Annotated in this window: 18 protein-coding genes; 6 read left to right on the top strand and 12 right to left on the bottom strand. The window is 38.9% G+C overall.

Annotated features, from left to right (window positions below; translation table 11 throughout):
* Positions 1–81: 81 nt before the first annotated feature.
* Positions 82–978: a LysR family transcriptional regulator gene (locus V7108_RS11915; protein ID WP_335568354.1), complete on the bottom strand. Its 897-nt coding sequence runs from the start codon at positions 976–978 to the stop codon at positions 82–84.
* A 122-nt stretch (positions 979–1100) separates the two neighbouring features.
* Between V7108_RS11915 and V7108_RS11920 the strand changes: the two genes are divergently transcribed.
* The 5 genes from V7108_RS11920 to V7108_RS11940 all read left to right on the top strand — a co-directional run bounded on the left by V7108_RS11920 (position 1101) and on the right by V7108_RS11940 (position 4991).
* Positions 1101–1802: a CoA transferase subunit A gene (locus V7108_RS11920; protein ID WP_335568355.1), complete on the top strand. Its 702-nt coding sequence runs from the start codon at positions 1101–1103 to the stop codon at positions 1800–1802.
* Positions 1803–1824: 22 nt separating this feature from the next.
* Complete coding sequence (locus V7108_RS11925; RefSeq protein WP_335519222.1) at positions 1825–2475, top strand: CoA transferase subunit B; 651 nt, start codon at positions 1825–1827, stop codon at positions 2473–2475.
* A gap of 312 nt (positions 2476–2787) precedes the next feature.
* On the top strand, positions 2788–2991 hold the full coding sequence (locus tag V7108_RS11930) for a hypothetical protein (RefSeq protein ID WP_335568356.1): 204 nt from the start codon (positions 2788–2790) through the stop codon (positions 2989–2991).
* Positions 2992–3138: 147 nt separating this feature from the next.
* Positions 3139–3750 (top strand): tetratricopeptide repeat protein, encoded by a 612-nt coding sequence (locus V7108_RS11935; RefSeq protein ID WP_335568357.1) that lies wholly within the window; start codon positions 3139–3141, stop codon positions 3748–3750.
* A gap of 248 nt (positions 3751–3998) precedes the next feature.
* The gene (locus tag V7108_RS11940; protein ID WP_335568358.1) at positions 3999–4991 is read left to right on the top strand and encodes an aldo/keto reductase; all 993 of its coding nucleotides are present in this window, start codon (positions 3999–4001) and stop codon (positions 4989–4991) included.
* Positions 4992–5159: 168 nt separating this feature from the next.
* On the opposite strand, the gene V7108_RS11945 is transcribed toward V7108_RS11940, so the two are convergent.
* The 5 genes from V7108_RS11945 to V7108_RS11965 form a co-directional block, all read right to left on the bottom strand.
* Complete coding sequence (locus tag V7108_RS11945) at positions 5160–5603, bottom strand: hypothetical protein (protein ID WP_335568359.1); 444 nt, start codon at positions 5601–5603, stop codon at positions 5160–5162.
* Positions 5604–5693: 90 nt separating this feature from the next.
* Positions 5694–6653 (bottom strand): GDP-mannose 4,6-dehydratase, encoded by a 960-nt coding sequence (gene gmd, locus V7108_RS11950; RefSeq protein WP_335568360.1) that lies wholly within the window; start codon positions 6651–6653, stop codon positions 5694–5696.
* Entirely contained in the window at positions 6650–7585 is a 936-nt protein-coding gene (fcl, locus tag V7108_RS11955; protein ID WP_335568361.1) for a GDP-L-fucose synthase, read from the bottom strand. Before fcl ends, gmd begins: the two co-directional genes overlap by 4 nt.
* Positions 7586–7598: 13 nt before the next feature.
* Positions 7599–8972 (bottom strand): sugar phosphate nucleotidyltransferase, encoded by a 1374-nt coding sequence (locus V7108_RS11960; RefSeq protein WP_335568362.1) that lies wholly within the window; start codon positions 8970–8972, stop codon positions 7599–7601.
* A 297-nt stretch (positions 8973–9269) separates the two neighbouring features.
* Positions 9270–9458 (bottom strand): hypothetical protein, encoded by a 189-nt coding sequence (locus V7108_RS11965; protein WP_335568363.1) that lies wholly within the window; start codon positions 9456–9458, stop codon positions 9270–9272.
* Positions 9459–9966: 508 nt separating this feature from the next.
* On the opposite strand from V7108_RS11965, the gene V7108_RS11970 reads away from it, so the two are divergent.
* A complete protein-coding gene (locus V7108_RS11970; protein WP_420489044.1) occupies positions 9967–10071 on the top strand; it encodes an IS3 family transposase in 105 nt (34 codons plus the stop codon).
* Positions 10072–10156: 85 nt separating this feature from the next.
* Here the strand turns inward: V7108_RS11970 and V7108_RS11975 are convergent, their stop codons facing one another.
* The 6 genes from V7108_RS11975 to V7108_RS12000 all read right to left on the bottom strand — a co-directional run bounded on the left by V7108_RS11975 (position 10157) and on the right by V7108_RS12000 (position 20816).
* Positions 10157–13048 (bottom strand): glycosyl hydrolase 115 family protein, encoded by a 2892-nt coding sequence (locus tag V7108_RS11975; protein ID WP_335568364.1) that lies wholly within the window; start codon positions 13046–13048, stop codon positions 10157–10159.
* Between the two features lie 60 nt (positions 13049–13108).
* A complete protein-coding gene (locus V7108_RS11980; protein ID WP_335568365.1) occupies positions 13109–14854 on the bottom strand; it encodes an SGNH/GDSL hydrolase family protein in 1746 nt (581 codons plus the stop codon).
* A 392-nt stretch (positions 14855–15246) separates the two neighbouring features.
* Positions 15247–16680, bottom strand: a complete 1434-nt coding sequence (locus V7108_RS11985) for an alkaline phosphatase PhoX (RefSeq protein ID WP_335568366.1) — start codon at positions 16678–16680, stop codon at positions 15247–15249.
* Between the two features lie 177 nt (positions 16681–16857).
* The gene (locus V7108_RS11990) at positions 16858–17553 is read right to left on the bottom strand and encodes an SDR family oxidoreductase (RefSeq protein WP_335568367.1); all 696 of its coding nucleotides are present in this window, start codon (positions 17551–17553) and stop codon (positions 16858–16860) included.
* A 191-nt stretch (positions 17554–17744) separates the two neighbouring features.
* Positions 17745–18593 carry an MBL fold metallo-hydrolase gene (locus V7108_RS11995; RefSeq protein ID WP_335568368.1) on the bottom strand — a complete coding sequence of 283 codons (849 nt, stop codon included), beginning with the start codon at positions 18591–18593 and terminating at the stop codon, positions 17745–17747.
* Between the two features lie 225 nt (positions 18594–18818).
* The gene (locus tag V7108_RS12000; RefSeq protein ID WP_420489188.1) at positions 18819–20816 is read right to left on the bottom strand and encodes a YjhG/YagF family D-xylonate dehydratase; all 1998 of its coding nucleotides are present in this window, start codon (positions 20814–20816) and stop codon (positions 18819–18821) included.
* Positions 20817–20950: the final 134 nt, after the last annotated feature.

The raw sequence follows: 20950 nt of genomic DNA on the forward strand, positions 1-20950 counted from the left end.
AATGTATCCAAGTATTTACATTAATTTCTTTAATAAAAACTTTAAATTAAATATTTTCAATCAAACTTTACTCGTTTGGCTTCACTTCTTTTGATCATCTGCTATCCCATTTTCCAGCAGTTTTAACACTTCTCTCAATGCAAAGCTATGATAGGTATCCTTTTTGGTGATAATACCAAGTCGCCAATACAAGGTTGGCTCCGTTATTGGAACGATTCGAAGATTACTGTTGTTTTGTTTTTGGTAAATAGACCTTGGCAGTAACGCAATACCGAATTCTGAAGAAACAAGTTCTGTGATGAGATCCCACTGTGAACTTTGATAGGAGACCTCAGGAATAAATCCTGCATTTATACAAACATCTTTAATATATTCATGAAGTCTAAACTCTTCAGAAAAAAGGATAAACTTTTCCTTTTTTAACTCACGAATCGTAACCGAACTCTGCCTAGCAAGTGGATGGTCTTTATGTACATAAAGAACAAATTCATCCGTGATAAATGGACGAATCGTAAATTTTTCATCGTCTACCGGAAGTACCACTACGCCGAAGTCAACCTGGCCATTTTCAACAAGCTGGCCAATTAATTTTGCTCCACGTTCAATTAACTGCAGGGAAACGTTCGGGTATTTTTCCTGGATTTGCTTTGCTAAAATGGGGAAAAACAAAGTGCCAATTAGCGGCGGTATCCCAATTTTGATTTCACCAAATACCACGTTCCTTAAATCGTCCAACAGATTGCTGATCTCAGAAAGTGCAGCCAATGATTTTTGCGCTTGTTCATAAACAATTTGTCCGGCATCGGTCAATTGTAACTGGCGGGTGGTGCGATTGAACAATTCTACATTCAGTTCTACTTCTAGCTTTTTCACGGCTTTACTGAAAGATGGCTGTGAAAGGTAGGAATGAGCGGCAGCTTTTGTAAAGCTTTGATGATTAACGACTTCAATAAAAGATTTTAAATCCCGAAGTTCCATGTTGGTCCCTCCATTTATTCCATATATGCATAGAATTTATTCTATTTATGTATTTTACTTATAAGTCAACAGGATGTAAACTATTTTATATAGAATATTCTGACTTAGGGGTGGAAAAAGAAATGAAAAATAGTAAAATACTAACTTCATTTTCGGAAGCGGTTTCAGATATCCAGGATGGTGCAACGATAATTGTCGGTGGATTTGGTTTATCCGGCATTCCGGAGAAAGCGATTCAAGCCTTGAAAGAACAAGGTACAAAAAATTTAACAGTGGTAAGTAACAATTGCGGCGTGGATGACTGGGGATTAGGTCTCCTACTCGCAAATAAGCAAATTAAAAAAATGATTTCTTCCTATGTGGGAGAAAATAAAATTTTTGAACAACAATTTCTTAGCGGAGAACTAGAAGTTGAATTGACTCCACAAGGAACCCTTGCAGAACGCATTCGTGCTGGCGGTGCAGGTATTCCTGGTTTTTATACAGCTACAGGCATAGGAACACCGATTGCAGAAGGAAAAGAAGTAAAAGAATTTGACGGAAAAACCTATCTACTTGAACGCGGGATTGTTGGAGACTTCGCACTCGTAAAAGCTTGGAAAGCCGATACTCTTGGTAACCTTGTCTTCCGTAAAACAGCGAGAAATTTCAATCCTTTGGCAGCAATGGCTGGTAAAATCACGATTGCTGAAGTAGAGGAAATTGTTGAGGCGGGCGAGCTTGATCCAGATGAAATCCATACACCAAGTATTTATGTCCAGAGGATCCTGTTAGGAACCAACTATCAAAAACGCATTGAGCGACGCACTGTTGTCCAAGCGTAATTAATAAAAGGAGCTGATCAATATGAAAGACATACGTTTATCAATCGTAAAAAGAGCAGTACAAGAAATTGAAGATGGGATGAATGTTAACCTTGGCATCGGCTTGCCAACGTTGGTAGCGAATGAAATTCCAAATGATATAAATGTATTATTACAATCAGAAAATGGTCTCCTAGGCATTGGACCCTACCCGTTCGATGGTGAGGAAGATCCAGATTTAATAAATGCAGGAAAAGAAACAATCACCACCGTGCCTGGTGCTTCGATTTTTGACAGCGCTGAATCATTCGCCATGATTCGTGGCGGACATATTGACGTAGCCATCCTCGGCGGCATGGAAGTTTCCGAAAATGGTGACCTTGCGAATTGGATGATTCCAGGTAAGATGGTCAAAGGAATGGGTGGCGCCATGGACCTCGTTAACGGTGCCAAACGGGTTGTCGTGATTATGGAACATGTAAATAAGTATGGTGAGTCCAAGATAAAGAAAGAGTGTACGCTGCCGTTAACCGGAAAGAGTGTTGTCCACCGTTTAATCACAGATTTAGCTGTATTTGATTTTACACCATCAGGCATGGTACTCATTGAAACAGCAAGCGGTGTGACGGTTACAGAGGTACAAGAAAAAACAGAAGCCTCATTTACAGTTTCTCCAGAGCTTTTGGAAGTTTAAGTTTATTGGGGCTTTTGTTCTGTTTGCAGTAACTACAAGCTTTACTCAAAAAAAGTTGTAGCCAGGTACAATGCCTGGCTACAACTTTTTTTATGGCACTTTTTCACTAACCCCTTTAAATCTTCTGCTTAAATTCTAACCACCATTCTAATCAAAATGGGACGCTTGTGGACATCCCTTTCCGAATTATTAAAAAATTCGAAATATGTTCATTATTATCCATAAAATGGAGAAAGATTGGGCGTATAATATAGAAAAGGGATTTTGATCATTTCTAAACCCCTTATCCTATTTGGAAGGAGGTCCTGAATCATGTCATTCGCTGATTTTGAAGATATTTACCAGATTTGTACAAATTACAACGAAGATGGACATTCAGTAAATATCGGTAGACTAGGAATCGATATGACACCAGGCACACCGGGTTCCGATATTCCTTTAACTAGTTCCGAACGATGGTGGGAGCTTGCAGAGAAGGAAATTCAACATGACAAGAGTGAAAATGTACTTGTATAACGTTTCTTTTGAAAATTCGTTTATTAATTAATTCTAATACCTAATTCTTAAATTTTTGGCATCCCTTGTTTATTCATAACAGAGTAATCAAGGGATGTTTATTTTGCTACATTATTCGAACTAAAAAATAATGGAGGAAGAAAAAATTTGAAAAGTGATGCATTTAAATTAGAAGTTAATCCTAAAGATAATTCTCAGGATTTTTTTCATAAATATAGAAAATTCTATGATTCTGAATGTTTTTTGGAGGCATTAGAGATTCTGAAACATTTACTAAATAAAGGATTACCCAATGCGGAGTTTGAAATGGGTCAGCACTACTATTACGGAAATGAAAAGTTAGAGGTTCCACAAGATTACTTTAAGGCTTTTCGCTGCTTTTCTTTAGCCGCAGAAAGTGGACATGCGGACGCTCTCTATTTCCAAGGTCAAATGCTTCTATATGGTATTGGTGTTGTTTTAGACATTAATCAAGGATTAGCTTCACTAAATATTGCCGCAAATGAAGGAGAAAACAAAGCTTTAGATATATTGGGTAAAATTTATCACTTCGGATATTCTGATATTTTACCAGATTATAAAAAGGCGGAAGGCTACTATCGGATGGAGGTTAACAAGGGATACCCCTCTTCGATGTTCAACCTTTCATTATTACTGGAAAATCAATTTAGGTTTCAAGAAGCTTATGAATTAATGATCCAATCAGCAAAATACGGCTTTTTGGATGCTATTTATTACAGTATGACTACATATAAATAATTTTCGCAGAACCGCGTGGGAATCGACCCCCACCAAGTCTTGGCACGCATGGCCCAGGGAGTTTTCTAGACTAGATGTCCTTTTTTGGGCAAGCCAGCACTAGTAAAAAGTACAACTCTTGATATCGAACGTAATAACCTACCATTTAATCAAAAAAATTGACTTTTAAACTCCTATTTATTTAAATTAAACTAGCATATGTCAACGTTTACAAATCGTCATTAAATCAGCATGGGGAGTAGATAAACATGAAATATCGGCATCTTGGAAACAGTGGATTACGTGTTTCCGCACTGGGACTTGGGGGGAACTCATTTGGCTCACGTGCCGACCAGTCCACATCGAATCGCATCATCCATCAAGCGCTTGATCAGGGTATCAATTTTATTGATACGGCCAATGTCTATTCAGGTACGAAGTCTGAGCAAATCATCGGTGAAGCATTGGCTGACCGCAGACATGATGTGATCATTGCAACAAAAGGAGGATCGCCTATCGGTGAAGGTCCAAATGATAAAGGCGCTTCCAGGCTGCATATTCAACGTGAAGTTGAGAATAGCCTAAAACGCCTCCGTACCGACTATATCGATCTTTACCAGATTCATAGATTTGACCCGAATACACCATTAGAGGAAACACTAAGAACGCTTGATGATCTTGTACGAGCTGGTAAGATCCGCTATATTGGGGCTTCTAACTATGCAGCATGGGAATTAATGAAGGCGCTTGGTATTAGTGAACGGCAAGGGCTTTCTCGATTTATATCCATTCAAAACTCCTACTCCCTAGCGGACCGTACACCCGAACAAGAATTGGTTCCATGCTGTCTGGATCAAGGGGTTGGCATTATTCCATTTTTCCCGCTCGCAGGCGGCCTTTTAACCGGAAAGTATGGCGATGGGACTCAAATTCCTGCAGGTTCCAGGTTAGATAAAGATCCCAACTCGATTATCGGCCAACGGCTGGATGCCAAACATCTGCAGCTTGTGAAACAAGTTTCAGCGTTGGCAAATGCACACGACACATCACCTGCAGGATTATCGCTGGCATGGTTATTGAGCCGTCCGATGGTTTCTACCATTATTGTCGGAGCAACACGAGAAGATCAGGTTATTGAAAATTTAAAATGTCTGTCACTAAACTTAGAACCATCAACAACCGAGGCACTTGATTGTGCAAGCATGCCTTTCCTTAATGGGGAACCTTTTGCCTCATATCGTTTCGAAAAAAAACGCCAATAAAAAAATGCCTGTCACCACCAGATTTCCGTTGAATTAGAATCTACAAAATCTGAGTAGTGACAGGCACTGTAATATTCCCATGAGAGAAGCAATTTTACCAACCCAATAAATGCCTATTTACTAAAACCTCGCTTGACCATGGATCATATGGCATAATTCCATTGTAATTTATATCTGCCCGGTAAAAATATTTACATTTTTCATTAAGCATGCTCGCTGTGAACGAAAAAGTACTATTAGAAATTGCCAGGACATCACTCTTTGATAATATAAAAAAATCTGGGTAAAACATGGCAGGCAGAAAATCATCAAATAAATCCCTTGACGTAACTGGATTAAACTCTTTGAAATCCGGCAATACACTGTCAAGGTCATCACTAGCAATATACAATATAGGATTATCCAATGTTGACCATATATCTTCCAGCCATTTTTTATACCATGTAGTTCATTTTGTCCAAATAAATACTGCCCAATCCATTTTGGTGTTAGAACCTCTAAATTATATACTTTTGCATAAATCTTTAGAAAACCATATTGCAATAATTGATTACCAAATCGCCCATTTACGCCAAGTGTGCTCATGGTAATAATGGGCTGTTCATTTACCATAAGTGTTTTCTCCTCTTACATTTTTTCTAATAATTACCTTTCATAGAGTAAAAAGGAAAACATTTTTTGATACTCGGGCTCTTTGAACGCTTATTTTTTTAATTTCTCTAAATCAGCATCCACCATCATTTGAATTAATTCTTTAAAACTCACCTCTGTTTTCCAAGCTAACTTTTCTTTTGCTTTTGTACAATCCCCTAACAGAAGGTCTACTTCAGCAGGACGAATAAGATTCCTATCAATGATTACGTAGTTTCTCCAATCTAATCCTACATACGAAAACGCAATATTAACTAATTCTTCCACAGAATGGGTTTCTCCAGTAGAAATTATATAATCATCTGGAGTATTTTGTTGGAGCATTAGCCACATCGCTTTTACATAGTCACCGGCAAATCCCCAATCGCGCCTTGCATCCAAGTTACCCAGGCGCAGCTCGTCCACTAAACCTAATTTAATCTTTGCTACTGTATTTGTTACTTTTCTGGTAACAAACTCTAATCCGCGGCGAGGTGACTCATGATTAAACAAAATCCCAGAACAAGCAAACATATTGAAACTTTCGCGATAATTAACCGTAATCCAATGTCCGTACACTTTTGAAACTCCATATGGGCTTCGGGGATAGAAGGGCGTTTTCTCATTTTGAGGTGTTTCTACTACTTTACCAAACATTTCTGAACTCGAAGCTTGATAGAAACGTGCATCTGGTTTTACAATACGAACCGCTTCTAACATATTCGTTACCCCTAGAGCTGTAATTTGGCCGGTTGATATGGGCTGTGGCCAAGAAGTTGCAACAAAAGACTGAGCTGCAAGGTTATAAACCTCATCAGGTTGTGCAATTTGGACTGCTGTTATAAGAGAGGCAAGGTCAGTTAGGTCCCCATCAATCCACTGTAATTTGTCTTTGATATTCTCTACATTTTCGTAGTTTTGTGTACTAGTTCTTCGACGAAGAGCAAATACTTTATATCCCTTTTCTAATAATAGTTCTGCCAAGTATGATCCGTCTTGTCCTGTGACGCCAGTAATAAGCGCTCTTTTCATTTTATCCACCCATATTCTAAAAACCAGCTGTACAATTTTTGTAAGCCTTCTTCTAAAGAAGTAGTTGCTTTCCATCCTAAAGAATGAATACGGGAAACATCTACTAACTTACGGGGTGTTCCATCAGGTTTAGTGGAATCAAAACGAATTTCACCTTTAAACCCTACAATGTGCTTTATTTTTTCAGTTAGCTCTCCAATTGTTAAATCCTCACCTACACCAATATTGACAATTTCATTACTTTCATAGGTATTCATTAAGAATAAGCATGCATCTGCTAAATCATCTGAATATAAGAACTCGCGTTTAGGTATTCCAGTTCCCCATACTTCAACATACTTTAAATTATTTTTATGGGCCTCATGGAATTTGCGGATAAGCGCGGGGATTACGTGAGAAGATTGTAAATTGAAGTTATCATTTTCACCGTATAAGTTTGTGGGCATTACACAAATGTACTTTGTGCCATATTGACGGTTATAGGCTTGGCACAATTTAATACCGGCAATTTTTGCTATTGCATATGGTTCGTTCGTTGGTTCAAGCTCTCCAGTAAGGAGGTACTCTTCTTTCAACGGCTGAGGGGCCATTTTAGGATATACACAAGTGCTTCCCAAAAAAAGAAGCTTTTTCACTCCATACCGATATGAAGCATCAATTACGTTTGTTTGAATCATTAAATTATCTCGGATAAAATCAGCAGGACATTCATTATTTGCAACGATTCCGCCTACTTTTGCAGCAGCAAGAAAAACATACTCAATCATTTCATCCTTAAAGAAAGTCTCTACTAGTTGTTGATTACGTAAATCTAATTCTTTACTAGTCTTATATACAAGATTCGTATACCCTTGTTTTTGTAAATTTCTTAAAATTGCAGACCCCACTAATCCGCTATGACCCGCAACATAAATTTTGGAGTCCTTTTTCATCTACATCTCCCTCTTAATTGGACAAATTTTGTTCGATTTCTTCCCAGGTCATAAAAATTCGTACAATATCTTCTTCGATTAAATTACTCCCAAGTTGTACCTCAATAAATTCCAAATCTGTAATTGCCTTTATTGCATGTTTACTTGCAAATGGGATCATAAGATTATCACCTGGTCCTACATGGACGAAATTTCCATCTAACACAAAAATTCCTTCTCCTGCAGTTATTGACCATATTTCTTTTCTTTGTTGATGGAATTGGTAACTTAGATTTTTTCCGGATAAAACCTTAATTTTTTTGGTTAAAACTTCTTCCTTGTTTTCATTAACTGTGTAATCTAATACCTTATAGCTCCCCCAACGACGTTCCTCATACATTGGTCTTTGTTTAATATTTTTCATTACATCTTTTAGTTTCGAACTCATCGCTTTCTCACTAATTAAAATACCATCTGGGCTGCACGCTACAACTATATCTAATAAACCTAAGGCAATAACTGGAATATCCAATTCATTGATTATGTGTGTATTTATCGAATTACTGATAATACCCCTGCCTAATAAATGTAAATCCATCTCCTCGGTTAAGGTATTCCAAGTACCCAGATCCTTCCAGGAACTATTATAACTAAGGACGACAGCACGATTTACGTTTTCTACCACTTCATAGTCGAAACTTATCATAGGTAGTTTATCATACTGCTTTACTAATTCTTCATATTGAATTGGCATGCCCTTTTCTTTTAGGATCGAAGTCATATAGCCCAGCGTAAATGCAAAGACTCCACAATTCCACAGTGCATTTTCTTGAATCAGTTGTTTCGCCAGTTCTTCGTCTGGCTTCTCAACAAACCTCTTGACTGTCCTAAATAGATTATTCGTTTCTCCTTCTTTATTTTCATTTGGAATAATATATCCATACTTTTCAGATGGATAGCTTGGAGGTGTCCCTATTAATGCTAAATCTGCGCCTGATTGGGAAAGAGAGGTTTCCATTTCTTTTATTCTCAGGAAAAATGAATCTTCTACAAAAGAGTCTACTGGAAGTACACAGATCATCTCATTTAACGGGACCTTCATCTTTGAATTTAAATAAACAGCAGCTAAAGCAATAGCCGGAAATGTATCACGCCTAACTGGTTCTACGATAAGCGGTATATTGGAACCTATTTGACTCTGTAATATATCTACTTGTGTGCTAGAAGTGGATATAAATGTGTCATCTGCTAAACCTGACGATTTTATTTGGCTCCATATTCTTTGAACCATAGATTCTACCTGCTTGTCTTTATTTCTTAACACTTTTAAAAATTGCTTTGATCTTGAACTATTAGATAAGGGCCACAACCTGTTTCCAGACCCTCCAGACAATAGAATTAATTTCATCCTGTACCTCCTTTCTAAGAAATTGTTATGTGTCATTTTTTAATTATTTTTAGTTTCCATAAATGAGACAAGCTCTTTTTAAATAGTATGTTGCTGGATTTCATTATGTTAATAAAATGATAAATAAGCGGAGTATTAACTTGGTAAAAGTGAACAAAGGTTACTGAGGCAACACTTATTACGAAAAAACATTACTCTTGGTTCCAACATAAAAAGAGCAAACAGTATTTCGCATTGTTTGCCCTTAAATAAATATTTTTCTAAAATAAACAAAGATAAGAGATGGTCTAGAAATTTCTAAATAACGCGAATTTTTCCAACTCTTCTATTTCGATTGCGATCCTTTATATTTAGTTCTCTTCGAGATTGAGGAATACCTTGAAATGATATGAGGCCAGCCTTAAACAAAACATACCCGATAAAGGCAGCAAAGATCGAACTTCCAATCAGAAACAAGATGAATCTTCTGACGAGATAACGTAACATTTTTTCACCTCTTTATCCTCTCATTGCTGATAAATATGATGATATCATCTTATTTATGTCGTCTTATTCAACTTCGCAATCCATCCCTTCCAAGAATTCTAAAGTTATGACGTTAATCTCTTGGTAATATATTTACTTAGGATTGCTTGTGAATCAATACACTATGTTAACCGTTATGAATACCTGCTCTTGTTTTCCAATATCGCTAAACGAATTAGTTTCAGTTTTATTTCTTTGCTTAATGAAAGCCATTCCGGTTTAAAGATTTTCATTTTCCATTCCCCCATTAGAGTATTGTTTGGTCTCAATAGTTTAGAAACAACTTATTCTGCAACAATATTCAACTGAGATGTATTTGATTTTTACATTCCCGTTCCCTCAAACTCTATAACATTTTTCGTTTTCCATATTTATTCAATTTTCAACATTTTTTTCGCGATTAGAAGATGCTTGAGACCTTTCACGCTAAACAGTTTGTTAACTTATTTCAAAGAATTATTAAACAAGAATTGAAGAATATATCAATTTTTATAATAACAAGGGTATAAAGCAAAAATTGGCAAGCATGAGCCCAGTTCAATACCGGGTCTATACTAGCCAATTAGCTGCTTAACATAAAAATCAAACTCTTGGGGGTCACATCAATTAGAGTTCCTAGCACTTTTAATTTTCATTATTAATGGATCAATCTGATATCGTTATTTCCCTACATAATAAGTTTCAGTCGGTCCCAGATAGCTATTTGCAGGTTTCCCCCCTTCCGGACTAATGACAAGCTTTTCTAAAACAAATCCTGGGCTCACTGCATAAATCCTAAGGGTATTGAATCCTTCCTTACAATTTATGGTGCTAATATGCCTGCGGATGTTATCAAGCACTCCTGCTGCCCAATTAGAGTCATCAACGCGGTATCCTTCCGGAAGTGTATTTTCAATGTTAATATCATCCTCATTCGCCTGTATTCCACAAAATAACGTATAATCGGTTGTGACCGTATTCGATGGTTGCATATATAATTCTAACTCATACACTCCAGCTTCCTGTACGACGAATTGATATTCCAGATAAGGTGCGTCTTTACCTGCAGTAAAATATTCGTTTGTAGGAAACGCCTTCATAGCAGATAAAGTCTTGCCGTATCCCTGAAGCACTTCAAATCTATTAACCTCACCATACTGATTACTTACTTCCTTTTTAAGAGAATAATGTTCTGCTTCTATGGAAATATATCCATTCGTTTTGACAAAAGTCATTTCAGGAAATTCACTGTAATCAGTCTTCGATGCGTTTACAATGATTGTACAGGTACCACATGGCATTTCGACTACGATACTGCCTTCTGTCTCATCATTCATCAGACTACGATCAATCTTTACCTTGATTACTTCCATGGTTTTTTCTATGCCATCTAAGCTGCCGCTGAGCATTGAACATGTCAGCCACTGATTTTCGCAGGTAATCTTAAAATCCGCAGCCACATCACTTAAACTGAAAATCGTAAAGGAAGCTTCCTCGCTATCCGGTTGCAGGAAGTTATTCAAATAGACTTTATTATTATGCCATGCTGGACCTTCATTATGTTGTTCCGTCCCATCCACAGTTACCATGAGTCTTGGCTTACTAGTAGGTAATACATTCATTAGAATGGGATACTTGCAACCTTCTTCATTCCAGTTGATAAAACCGATATGCTCAGAAAGCCCCATTCCGTACCACTTACCATCATCAATCGTATGATACTGCTCCACCAGCTCTCTATCTCTTTTCAAGCATTCTCTTATCTGATCCGCCAGTTTGTTTGCTTCCAGTAAACCCAACTTAGCGTAATAATGATTTTTCCCAGTAAGCAGCCACATCTTCTGCAAATTCAGATTTCCTACAGCAGGGTAATAAACGAGTGAAAAATAAGCTGAATAGTTCTCAATATCGACATTCCAATATAGATTCTCAGCAATATCCAAAATGGTATCGATTTGCTGTAATAAATTTTCCGTTTCCTTGTAATTCACCGGATGATATACATCTGCATGCATGTGCTCAGGTCTGCGATTATGAGCAATCTTTGTGTAACCAGTGAGCAGCTCAAACACTTTTTTCCTATCATCCCTAGAGAATACACCCTTGAACTGTTTTTCAATCCATTGCATGGTATAAAGATCCGTCTTATTAATCGCATGAGTTCCCCATTTTTCAAAATCATATGCCAAATCCATGAAATAAGTTAACGGGAATTCCTGTGTAGCAATATCGCCTACATTCACAATCCACAAATCCCGAATGCCAAAGTCATAAGCCATACTCATCTGTTCCCATATCTTCGGAAGGTAAGAACTATTAATCCACTCATACGATATCGGCCCGCCATGATAATCGAAATGATAATACATACCATAACCGCCTTTATGGTTACGCATTTCTTCTGTTGGCAATGTCCGCAGGTTGCCATGATTATCATCACAGAGCATTAGAATGACATCTTCAAGCTCCTCTGAATTCATTAATCCTGGTGTATCCTTATCTCCATAGAAGAAGGGTTCCACTTCTTTATATAAGGCCAGCATTCTTGGTACTTCAGAAAGATTAGGATTGATATTTTCACGAATCAGCTGGTTTTGTGTCTGTAGTACATCTCGTAACAAATTGATATTGTCAGCTAGTGTGGCTTCTTTGCCCATGATTGAAGTATCGGCCTCTCCACGCATACCGACAGTAACGACACTTTCAAATTTGCCGCTGCGCTTCAAACCATCTTCCCAGAACTTGGTAATCCCTTCTCTATTCGTAATAAAATTCCAAGCATCTCCATAAATGGATTCCTTTCCACGCAAATATTTATATTCCTCACCATTACGCAAACAAGGCTCATGATGAGATGCCCCCATAACAATTCCATACTCGTCTGCTAGTTCAGCATTTGCTAAGCCTGGTCCGTCTACACTAAAACGAGCGGACCACATGGCTGGCCAAAGATAATTTCCTTTCAATCTTAGCAGCAGTTCAAATACGTGATCGTACATTTCTGCATTAAAGCCGCCAAAATTCTTCATCGTCCAGTTACCATAGGCAGGCCATTCATCATTGATAAAGAAGCCACGGTAACGAACAGAGGGCTCTTTAGAAATATATTTCAAGTCTCCGCTCAAGGAAATGGACTCTTGTCGCTGCGGCTTCACACCACTCCAATCTACCAACGGAGAAACACCAAGCAGTTCTGATAGATGAAAAAGGCCGTAAATCGTACCGCGTTTATCACTTCCAGCAATGACCAATGCCTTTTCAACGTCCTCAAATGGATGATCAATCACTTGAAATAAATAGACTTCTCTTTTTCCGTTTATTTCTGACAGGTCAATTTTCTTTTTCTCTTCAAGCTCATGAAGCATGGGGCTGTTATCTACCGTTCCATATAAAACAACATTCTTTCCAAGCCTTTTTCTGTCCGTGGTTGCTTGCGGGGCATATCCGAAAACCATCTCCACATCATGCATAACCTTTTTGGCGATTTTATTGACACCGCTATATGCCTCTTTTTCCTGATAAAATAATGAAATATAACCTTTTAACGTTTCTTGGTTGATTACAAATTCCATAAACAAATCCTTTCTTTATAGCCCAGATTTTTTATTTACTTTGCAGTAAAGTAGGCAAATTCACAAGGTATATCCGAATCCCAAAATCGTAAAACATTTATCTTCATGATTGGAAGCCATTTTGATTTCTACCTGGTGTTCCCGGCAGACATTCTCTTGATACACGATTACTGCATTGCAGTGAGTCCAGTTTACTTCATGCGGGTCAGCAGTTATTTTAAGTTTGCCATCCACATAAATCTCTGCAGTTCCAAACTCACTACTTCCTGAATCCTTAAAAACAAGAATGAGACTTTTGCTGTTTATCGTCATTTTGAAACTTTCATTTCCCGATACAGCTGTATGCATCCAGTTATTCGGGAATTGTGGGGTAACAAAAGGGTTCGCATCCATCTCTACCATCTGCAAATCGACATCTGTTTCTCTAAAACTGCCGATATTTATCCTTGCATTAATGGTGTTATCTTTCCTATCAAGTAACTGAACATCCTTAAAACCATTACCTATAACCGGTGTTTTATCGATTTCGATGTCAACCCGATCTTTACTAGATTTCTTTGTTTCCGAAAATAAATAGGCAAGGCAATCACCCATTACGGTATGACCGTCATTTGTTGGATGATAAATATCGTAAAAAAATTGCCTCTTGGTAATGATGTTTCCTTCTTCCCTAGTAAGCCTAAACTGCTCTACCACTGCTTCCTTTACACTTACCATTGGAAGTTCATAGTGAGCACCAACGGGAGAAAGCCTATCCTGGAGATTCCAGTCATTTTCAAACACGCTGAATAATAAAATAACAGCTGGTTTGTTTTCCGATGAAAGTATTTTTAAACATAAGCTCTCATAACAAATTCCCTCTGTTTCGTCACCTGCATCATTTACAGCAAACTCAACAATTACTATATCCGGCGCTACTTCTCCATCCCTTAAAATATCCCGTTCATATCGGATCATGCCGAGTTCAGATGGTGTACCACCTACCCCGGCCTTTATAAAATGAACATTCTTCCCATTATCTTTTCCAAACATTTCTCTGAATCTCAAATAAGATTGATTGGCATAGCTATGAGTATGGATTGGTTTTGCTCCAGCACCCTGAGTAATGGAGCCCCCAATATAAGCGATGGTAACATCTTCGCCTCTTTCTGCTTTTTCAATGGCTGCTTTTAATCGGTGATTGTTTCCTTTGCTTAAAAGGGATTTTCTAATCATCGCCTGGTAACCTTCTGAGCCAAATGGAACCGGTGGGTCCAACGTAATCTCAGGTACCTTATAGTCATCATGCAGATAGAATTTAACAGTTGCAGTTGCTAGTCCTCCAGGTTGGTCGAATTCAAAGGCAAATTTACCTGGAACATCATCATCTTGGGACCATTCAAAATCCTCAAGTTCTACCTGCATCTCTGTTCCATCTGTTGGACAGGGTATTCTTAATAGTGTTCCAGTTTCATATTTACTTCGTTTTCCATAATTGTGTACTACAAAATTGATCCACCCGGTATTTTCATTGCCTGTTTTTATAACGAGTCCTATACTGTGAACGAGCTTGCGAAATCCCTTACAATCGTCAAGGAGAGTCAAAATTTCCTCATCACTCACGCCACCGACAAGTCTTGCAATACTTTTTAATCGTTCTCCATCTAAATAGACTTCCTGTGAAGGCTTACCTTCATTACGTGGAGATGCCTCAATCACTTTCTCTAACATTACGAAAAAGCTATCTCGTTTTACCACTGGGTCTTTTGGTGCCTTGAAATCAACTTTGGTATCGCCATTTTCTATTAATCTGCTTTTTCCAGTCATTTTTAGCTTTCTCTCCTTTGAATGATCAATATTTTTTTGACACTTCCTAGTGAATCTACATAATTGACACCTGTGGCCAATCCAATGGAGCTTCTTGGTTGATTTAGAGGTAATAACCACCTTGAGTATCCTTGATTCTAGATTCACAAAGTTTATTCAATCAACAAACAAAGTATATATGTATTCATTTTATTATTTTTTTCAGAAAGGTCAATGCATTTTTGAAATCGCTTTATATTATTTTAAATTAGGATGCCCGGCAGTTTTACCCTTAAGTACTGATAAATCAAGATTTATTCTTTACTAATGTTTTCTTGTGATTTGAATATCAAAAAAAGTGGCACCAAGCATGGCACCACTTAGACCTTAATATATAACTTGAAATCCGCAATTTAAATTAATTTTACTCCATGGCGCTCAAATGCCGCCGCTTCTAGTATAGACATACCCTGTTCCTCGGCAGCCTTAGCCACTTTATCCGAAACTTGTGGTGCAAGATTCGCAGGAGCAGCATAGGACATTTCTCTTGCACGAGCAGTGTTTCTGCGTTGGAACGGTCCCCAAATAGCAAAAGTTTGACCCGGTTCTTGAATATTGACAAACAGCGTGTTTCCATCAGGCGAGAAGGTTGGTCCCGCCAATTCAGATCCACTTTGACGGTTGGCTGCAAAAGGATAGACTTTACCTTCTGGGGTAATTCCCATAAGTCGGTCTTGGCCTGAACCGTCTTCTGCATACCAAAGGTCCCCCCATGGAGTCATGCAGATATTATCTGGATATTCCATTTCTCGTGCATCATTTCCCTCATAGAATAGCTCCAATGTATTCGTGTGAGGAATATAACGGTATAGACGTCCAAGTTTTTTCTCACCGGCAGAGGTGTCATCAAACCAGAAAACTCCCTCTTGGAAGAATGCTCCTTCTAATCTGCTGAACTCAATACAGTTTTGTGCCTTGGCATCTTCGCGGCACAAATGAGGATCTACTTCCTTCCAAACGATCTCAAATTTTTGTCCTGTTTTAAAGGTGCTAGCTGCTGGACGTTGTACCGCTTCAATAGCCGCCGCATATAGCTTTCCGCCTTTATGTAATGCACCTGGCTCCTGGCTGGTGTCAGTTGGGATAAAACGGTAAAGGTAACTTGGGCTTGCATCCTCAGTTAAGTATACATATCCTGTCGCTGGGTCAATCGCACAGGCTTCGTGTGCAAAGCGGCCCATTTCCTTGATTGGAGTTCTGGACATCTCGTTCTCCGGCTGTGACGGATCTACTTCGAATACATAACCGTGTGTTTCGGAACGTGTTTCTTCACAAGTTAACCAAGTACCCCATGGTGTCGCTCCACCGGCACAATTTCGGATTGTACCTGAAGAGGTTACATATTCTTTGATAACTTCTTGATTTGGTCCTACAACTAGAGCCGTTGTACCACCCTTAGCTGCCGCATCAAAAGGATTGCTTCCAAATGCTGCGCCTGCACCTAATTCATGGTTACGAACAAGAATGGTCGTATTGTTAGGTCCCTCAAAAGCTGCCATCCCATCAAAGGCTCCCGGGATTTTTGCCCCGTTTGACATCAGATCTCCCTCTTTGGAGATAATTTTGTAATGGAACCCCTGTGGAAGATCGAGAATTCCATTTGGATCCGGAACCAAAGGACCATAGCCGCCAAAACCGCTGGCAGGATTATTAGCCGTATCGGCAAATGCTTTCGAACCGAGTGCTAACACACCAGTTGAGCCAAGAGTAAGAGCAAGTGTACTCATTCCTCCAGCTTTTAAAAAGTCTCTTCTGTTAAAGCCATTTTTAGAAATTTCATTACTCATAGACTATCTCTCCTCAATATGTATATTTTGAATCTAGTAATAGATTAAATGAGAAGTTTTAAGAGAAGGTAGGGTTTATGTAAATATTCAGTAAACTATTGATAAAGGATTGTAAATAGTAGAAAAATACCCTGAATGCGTATGATTCAGGGTACTTTTTTTGTCACAAATTTCTTATTAAATTGGCATTGGGCTTCCTTTATGATCGATAAAAACATATTTACTTTCTATCCGACGTTTATTCTCAATAAGTTCTAGTATTCCATTTGCTGTATCATTAGGATCTCCTGGGGCACTTTCCCCACCCATATCTGTCTTTATCCAGCCAGGATGGACAGCATAAACTTGAATATTATTTCCATTAACGTATTTACTCAATTGCTGGGAAAACATGTTTAGGGCCGTTTTAGATCCAGCATAAGCATAATCGCCGCCATAAGCGTTATCAAAGCTGCCTGCTTCAGAAGAAATATTAATAATCGTGGTACTATCACCCATTAATAATAATGGAAGAAAATACTTAACAACTCTCATTGGACCAAAAAGATTTACATCAAATGATACCTGTACCTGATCTAAATTCAATTCCTCAATTGTTTTATCACGTTCTAATAGAATTCCTGCATTATTAACAATCGCGTCAATCGAACCAAATTGCTCCTTTACAAAATTCGCAGCCCGTATGACAGATTCCTCATTTGTTACATCTAACGGAACGATAGAAACAGACTTTGAGAATTCAAAATCAGATAATTTATTCTCTCCTTGCCGAACATCGCGAACCCCAGCAACAATATGATGTCCTCTTTCTGCCCCCGTTTGGGCAAGTGCTAGTCCTAAACCTCTATTTGCTCCTGTAACTAAAATCCTCATATCCCTTTCACCTACTTAGACAACTCAATTTTATTAATAGAAGAGGAATGAACGACTATATTATTTTTCATTTTCCAGCAACCTCTACCCAATGTTAAACCTTTGACAAAATATTTGCAGGAATGGATATACCACAATTATCGGTAAGCTTGGCACCATCGTTATAGTGGCATACTTTGTGTCCTTGTTAATTATTTATGATAAATAAATCTTTCACCAGGAACCATCATATGGAATTTCTGGTTAGGATAACGCTGAAATAGGTAATCGACAAAATAAGCTGGATTCTCGCGGTTATTCGGAAACATATCATAATGAATCGGAACTATGAGGTCAACCCCGACCGCTGCAGAAAAGTCTGCCGCTTCTCTGGAATTCATGTTTCCGATAATACCTCGTGAAGTGCGGAAATAGTCCGATCCATTTATTGGCAAAAAAGCAACATGAGGTCTGAACTTTTTTACTTTATTAATCAGTTCAGGTGTAACGATTGTATCCCCGCTGTGAAATAGACGAATGCCGTTTACCTCTATTAAATAGCCTAAAAAAACATGATTGCCTAAAGAATCTGTTTCATAATCCGTATGAGCAGCAGGAATAGGTGTAATCTTAAATCCCTTGATAAAAAACGATTCGCCATCTTTGGCTGAATGTATATTTTTATTATCCACGTGTTCTTGTACTATCGGGACAAGTGATGCTGGGATTCCAAACATAGAGTCAGAGACTCTTGAAACCTCTTTAATACTTGATAAATCTAAATGATCATCGTGTCCGTGTGTAACCAATACACCGTCTAAGTCTCGGAGCATTCCCGGGTCAATAACCGGTGGAAAAGCTCTTATAAATTCAGTCTCAGGGTTCTTTTCCTCAATACTTCGGGTTAAATAAGGATCAATGCAAAGTAGCCCATCCTCTTCTGTTCCTTTTAAGAGGACGCCCGCTTGTCCTAAATTCCAAAACGAAACAGCCTCTCTTAAAATTCTTGTCTGTCTTACCTCATTCATTAATTCTTTCCCACTTTTATAAATAGTCCCCATTGATTCCACCTGTTTCTTTTAATTGAATTATATCATTGGCTTTTGTACCTTCTAACCAGAAAAGCCAAACTAAGAAAAAACCCGCACGAGTGAAGGAATCACAGTGCGGTTATGGGGATAAGAGACCAACCATCGATCCTCTAGGTTTTATCATTTATTGGTTTTGGAAATCAGTTCACATGCTTCAAAAAGCAGAAGATCTGACCATCAAATCATTTAACTCGGTTAGATAAGATAACCGTCCCCATTCTTTATTTTCAAAGCTTCTTCTCCTGCTTTTAATACCTCAATGATGCGGTCGACGTCGTAGATGCTGCCGCTCCATGTACCGCCGCTGACAGCTTGCAACGCTGCCCATAATCTTGTATCATCGGGAAGTTGTGGCGATGGCTTTACATCTGGATTAACTGGTCTCTTGGCAAGGATTACACTTCCTTCTTCAGGTGTAACCTCGTTGTAAGGTGTTCCAAGAAAGTGAAGATGGCCTTCCAATTCTTTCGTATTAATATAAACCTCGATTAAATCACCGGTTCTTAACTTTCCGATTGGTCCATTAGCAAGACCTTCAGGACCGATATGTCCGATACAAGCGCCGGTTGAAACACCTGAAAAACGGGCGTCGGTTAACAATGTTACATGTTTTCCATACGATAAATGCTTTAAAGCAGAGGTCAGTTGATACGTTTCCTCCATACCCGTTCCAAGCGGACCGCATCCAGTGACAACCATGATATCCCCTGCAAAAACTTCGCCATTTTTTATCGCTTTCATTGCTTCGCGTTCACTTGTATACACTTTCGCAGTATTTCTATGATAGAACACGCCATTTTCGTCTATTTTTTCAGGATCGATCGAAGCTGATTTAATAATAGAGCCTTCTGGTGCAATATTTCCAGTTGGGAAAGTCAAGGTAGAGTGCATGCCACGTTCAAGGGCAGCACTTGGGGACATGATAACGTCACTTGCATCAACATTGTCCTGTTCTTTAAGAATTTGTTTCATTCTTTCCCGCCGCTCAGAATTTTCCCACCAATCGAGATTTTCCCGCAGTGTCCTTCCTGTTACCGTCATTACATCCTCATCCAATAAACCCAAGGAACGTAAATGCAGCATCACTTCAGGAACTCCTCCGGCTAAAAAGGCACGGATGGTTGGATGATGGACCGGTCCATTTGGCAGCACACTGACAAGTCGAGGAGTTGTTTTGTTTATTTCAATCCAGTCCTCAACAGTTGGAATATTACATCCCGCTGCATAGGCAATGGCTGGGATATGTAAAAGCAGATTGGTTGATCCACCAAATGCGGCATGTACTACCATAGCATTTCGAATCGCTGCGTTTGTCACGATGTCTTTTGTCGTAATTCCTTGTTCTTCAAGATGAATGACCGCACGGGCTGATTGTCTTGCCATTTCTCTCCAAATATTCTGACCAGACGGAGCCAGGGCTGAGTGTGGTACAGATAGTCCTAATGCTTCACTAACAACCTGGGCTGTGGCCGCTGTACCCAAGAATTGACAGCCTCCACCAGGTGTAGCGCAAGCCCGGCAGCCAAGGTCAGCGGCCTCTAAAAGGCTTAATTCATTATTGGAATACCGTGCACTAATGGTCTGGACTTTTCCAGCGTCCTCCCCATAGACAGGGGGAAGTGTAACCCCCCCTGGAATGACAACCGTTGGCAATTCTTGCATGGATGCCATTGCAATCATCATCGCAGGAAGCCCTTTATCACAAGTAGCGATCCCAATCGCTGCCTGCCTTGTTGGCAGAGAGCGAATTAACCGGCGAAAAACGATGGCCGCGTCGTTTCGGTATGCCAGGGAGTCAAACATTCCGGTCGTTCCCTGGGATCTTCCATCACAAGGATCACTAACATATCCTGCAAATGGAATTCCTCCATGTTCACTTACTTCACGTGCAGCTTCCTTCATTAATAAATCAACTTCCCAGTGACCTGTGTGATAGCCGAGAGCAATTGGATCACCGTTTATATCTTTCATTCCGCCTTGCGTACTCAGGAGGAGGACTTGTTTGCCGTTTAATTTAGTTGGCTTCCATCCCATTCCAACATTTTGCGTCATCCCAAATAAATTACCACTCGGCTCTTCGCGCAACATTTGATCTGTTAGCGGAAGCTTACCTTGTGGACCAAGTGCTTTCGTTTTGATGGAATAAATGTCAGGGTTATTTGAATTCATTAGCTCATTAACTGAGTTAGCCAATAATAGGACCCCTTTCTAATAACGTATATATTCTATTACACTCAAACTCTTAGCCATTTTGGAATTTCATTCTCCATGATTCGCACGAAACAGATAAATACCTAATTGGTTGATTTGGAGGGAAGAACACTTTC

The organism is Neobacillus vireti (genome assembly GCF_036962345.1).
Taxonomy (GTDB): domain Bacteria; phylum Bacillota; class Bacilli; order Bacillales; family Cytobacillaceae; genus Neobacillus; species Neobacillus vireti_A.

What these genes read in the sequence shown, in the direction of transcription:
- V7108_RS11915 (WP_335568354.1), bottom strand. Translation starts at nt 978, where the DNA reads ATGGAACTTCGGGATTTAAAATCTTTTATTGAAGTCGTTAATCATCAA.
- V7108_RS11920 (WP_335568355.1), top strand. Translation starts at nt 1,101, where the DNA reads ATGAAAAATAGTAAAATACTAACTTCATTTTCGGAAGCGGTTTCAGAT.
- V7108_RS11925 (WP_335519222.1), top strand. Translation starts at nt 1,825, where the DNA reads ATGAAAGACATACGTTTATCAATCGTAAAAAGAGCAGTACAAGAAATT.
- V7108_RS11930 (WP_335568356.1), top strand. Translation starts at nt 2,788, where the DNA reads ATGTCATTCGCTGATTTTGAAGATATTTACCAGATTTGTACAAATTAC.
- V7108_RS11940 (WP_335568358.1), top strand. Translation starts at nt 3,999, where the DNA reads ATGAAATATCGGCATCTTGGAAACAGTGGATTACGTGTTTCCGCACTG.
- V7108_RS11945 (WP_335568359.1), bottom strand. Translation starts at nt 5,603, where the DNA reads ATGGTAAATGAACAGCCCATTATTACCATGAGCACACTTGGCGTAAAT.
- gmd (WP_335568360.1), bottom strand. Translation starts at nt 6,653, where the DNA reads ATGAAAAGAGCGCTTATTACTGGCGTCACAGGACAAGACGGATCATAC.
- fcl (WP_335568361.1), bottom strand. Translation starts at nt 7,585, where the DNA reads ATGAAAAAGGACTCCAAAATTTATGTTGCGGGTCATAGCGGATTAGTG.
- V7108_RS11960 (WP_335568362.1), bottom strand. Translation starts at nt 8,972, where the DNA reads ATGAAATTAATTCTATTGTCTGGAGGGTCTGGAAACAGGTTGTGGCCC.
- V7108_RS11965 (WP_335568363.1), bottom strand. Translation starts at nt 9,458, where the DNA reads ATGTTACGTTATCTCGTCAGAAGATTCATCTTGTTTCTGATTGGAAGT.
- V7108_RS11975 (WP_335568364.1), bottom strand. Translation starts at nt 13,048, where the DNA reads ATGGAATTTGTAATCAACCAAGAAACGTTAAAAGGTTATATTTCATTA.
- V7108_RS11980 (WP_335568365.1), bottom strand. Translation starts at nt 14,854, where the DNA reads ATGACTGGAAAAAGCAGATTAATAGAAAATGGCGATACCAAAGTTGAT.
- V7108_RS11985 (WP_335568366.1), bottom strand. Translation starts at nt 16,680, where the DNA reads ATGAGTAATGAAATTTCTAAAAATGGCTTTAACAGAAGAGACTTTTTA.
- V7108_RS11990 (WP_335568367.1), bottom strand. Translation starts at nt 17,553, where the DNA reads ATGAGGATTTTAGTTACAGGAGCAAATAGAGGTTTAGGACTAGCACTT.
- V7108_RS11995 (WP_335568368.1), bottom strand. Translation starts at nt 18,593, where the DNA reads ATGGGGACTATTTATAAAAGTGGGAAAGAATTAATGAATGAGGTAAGA.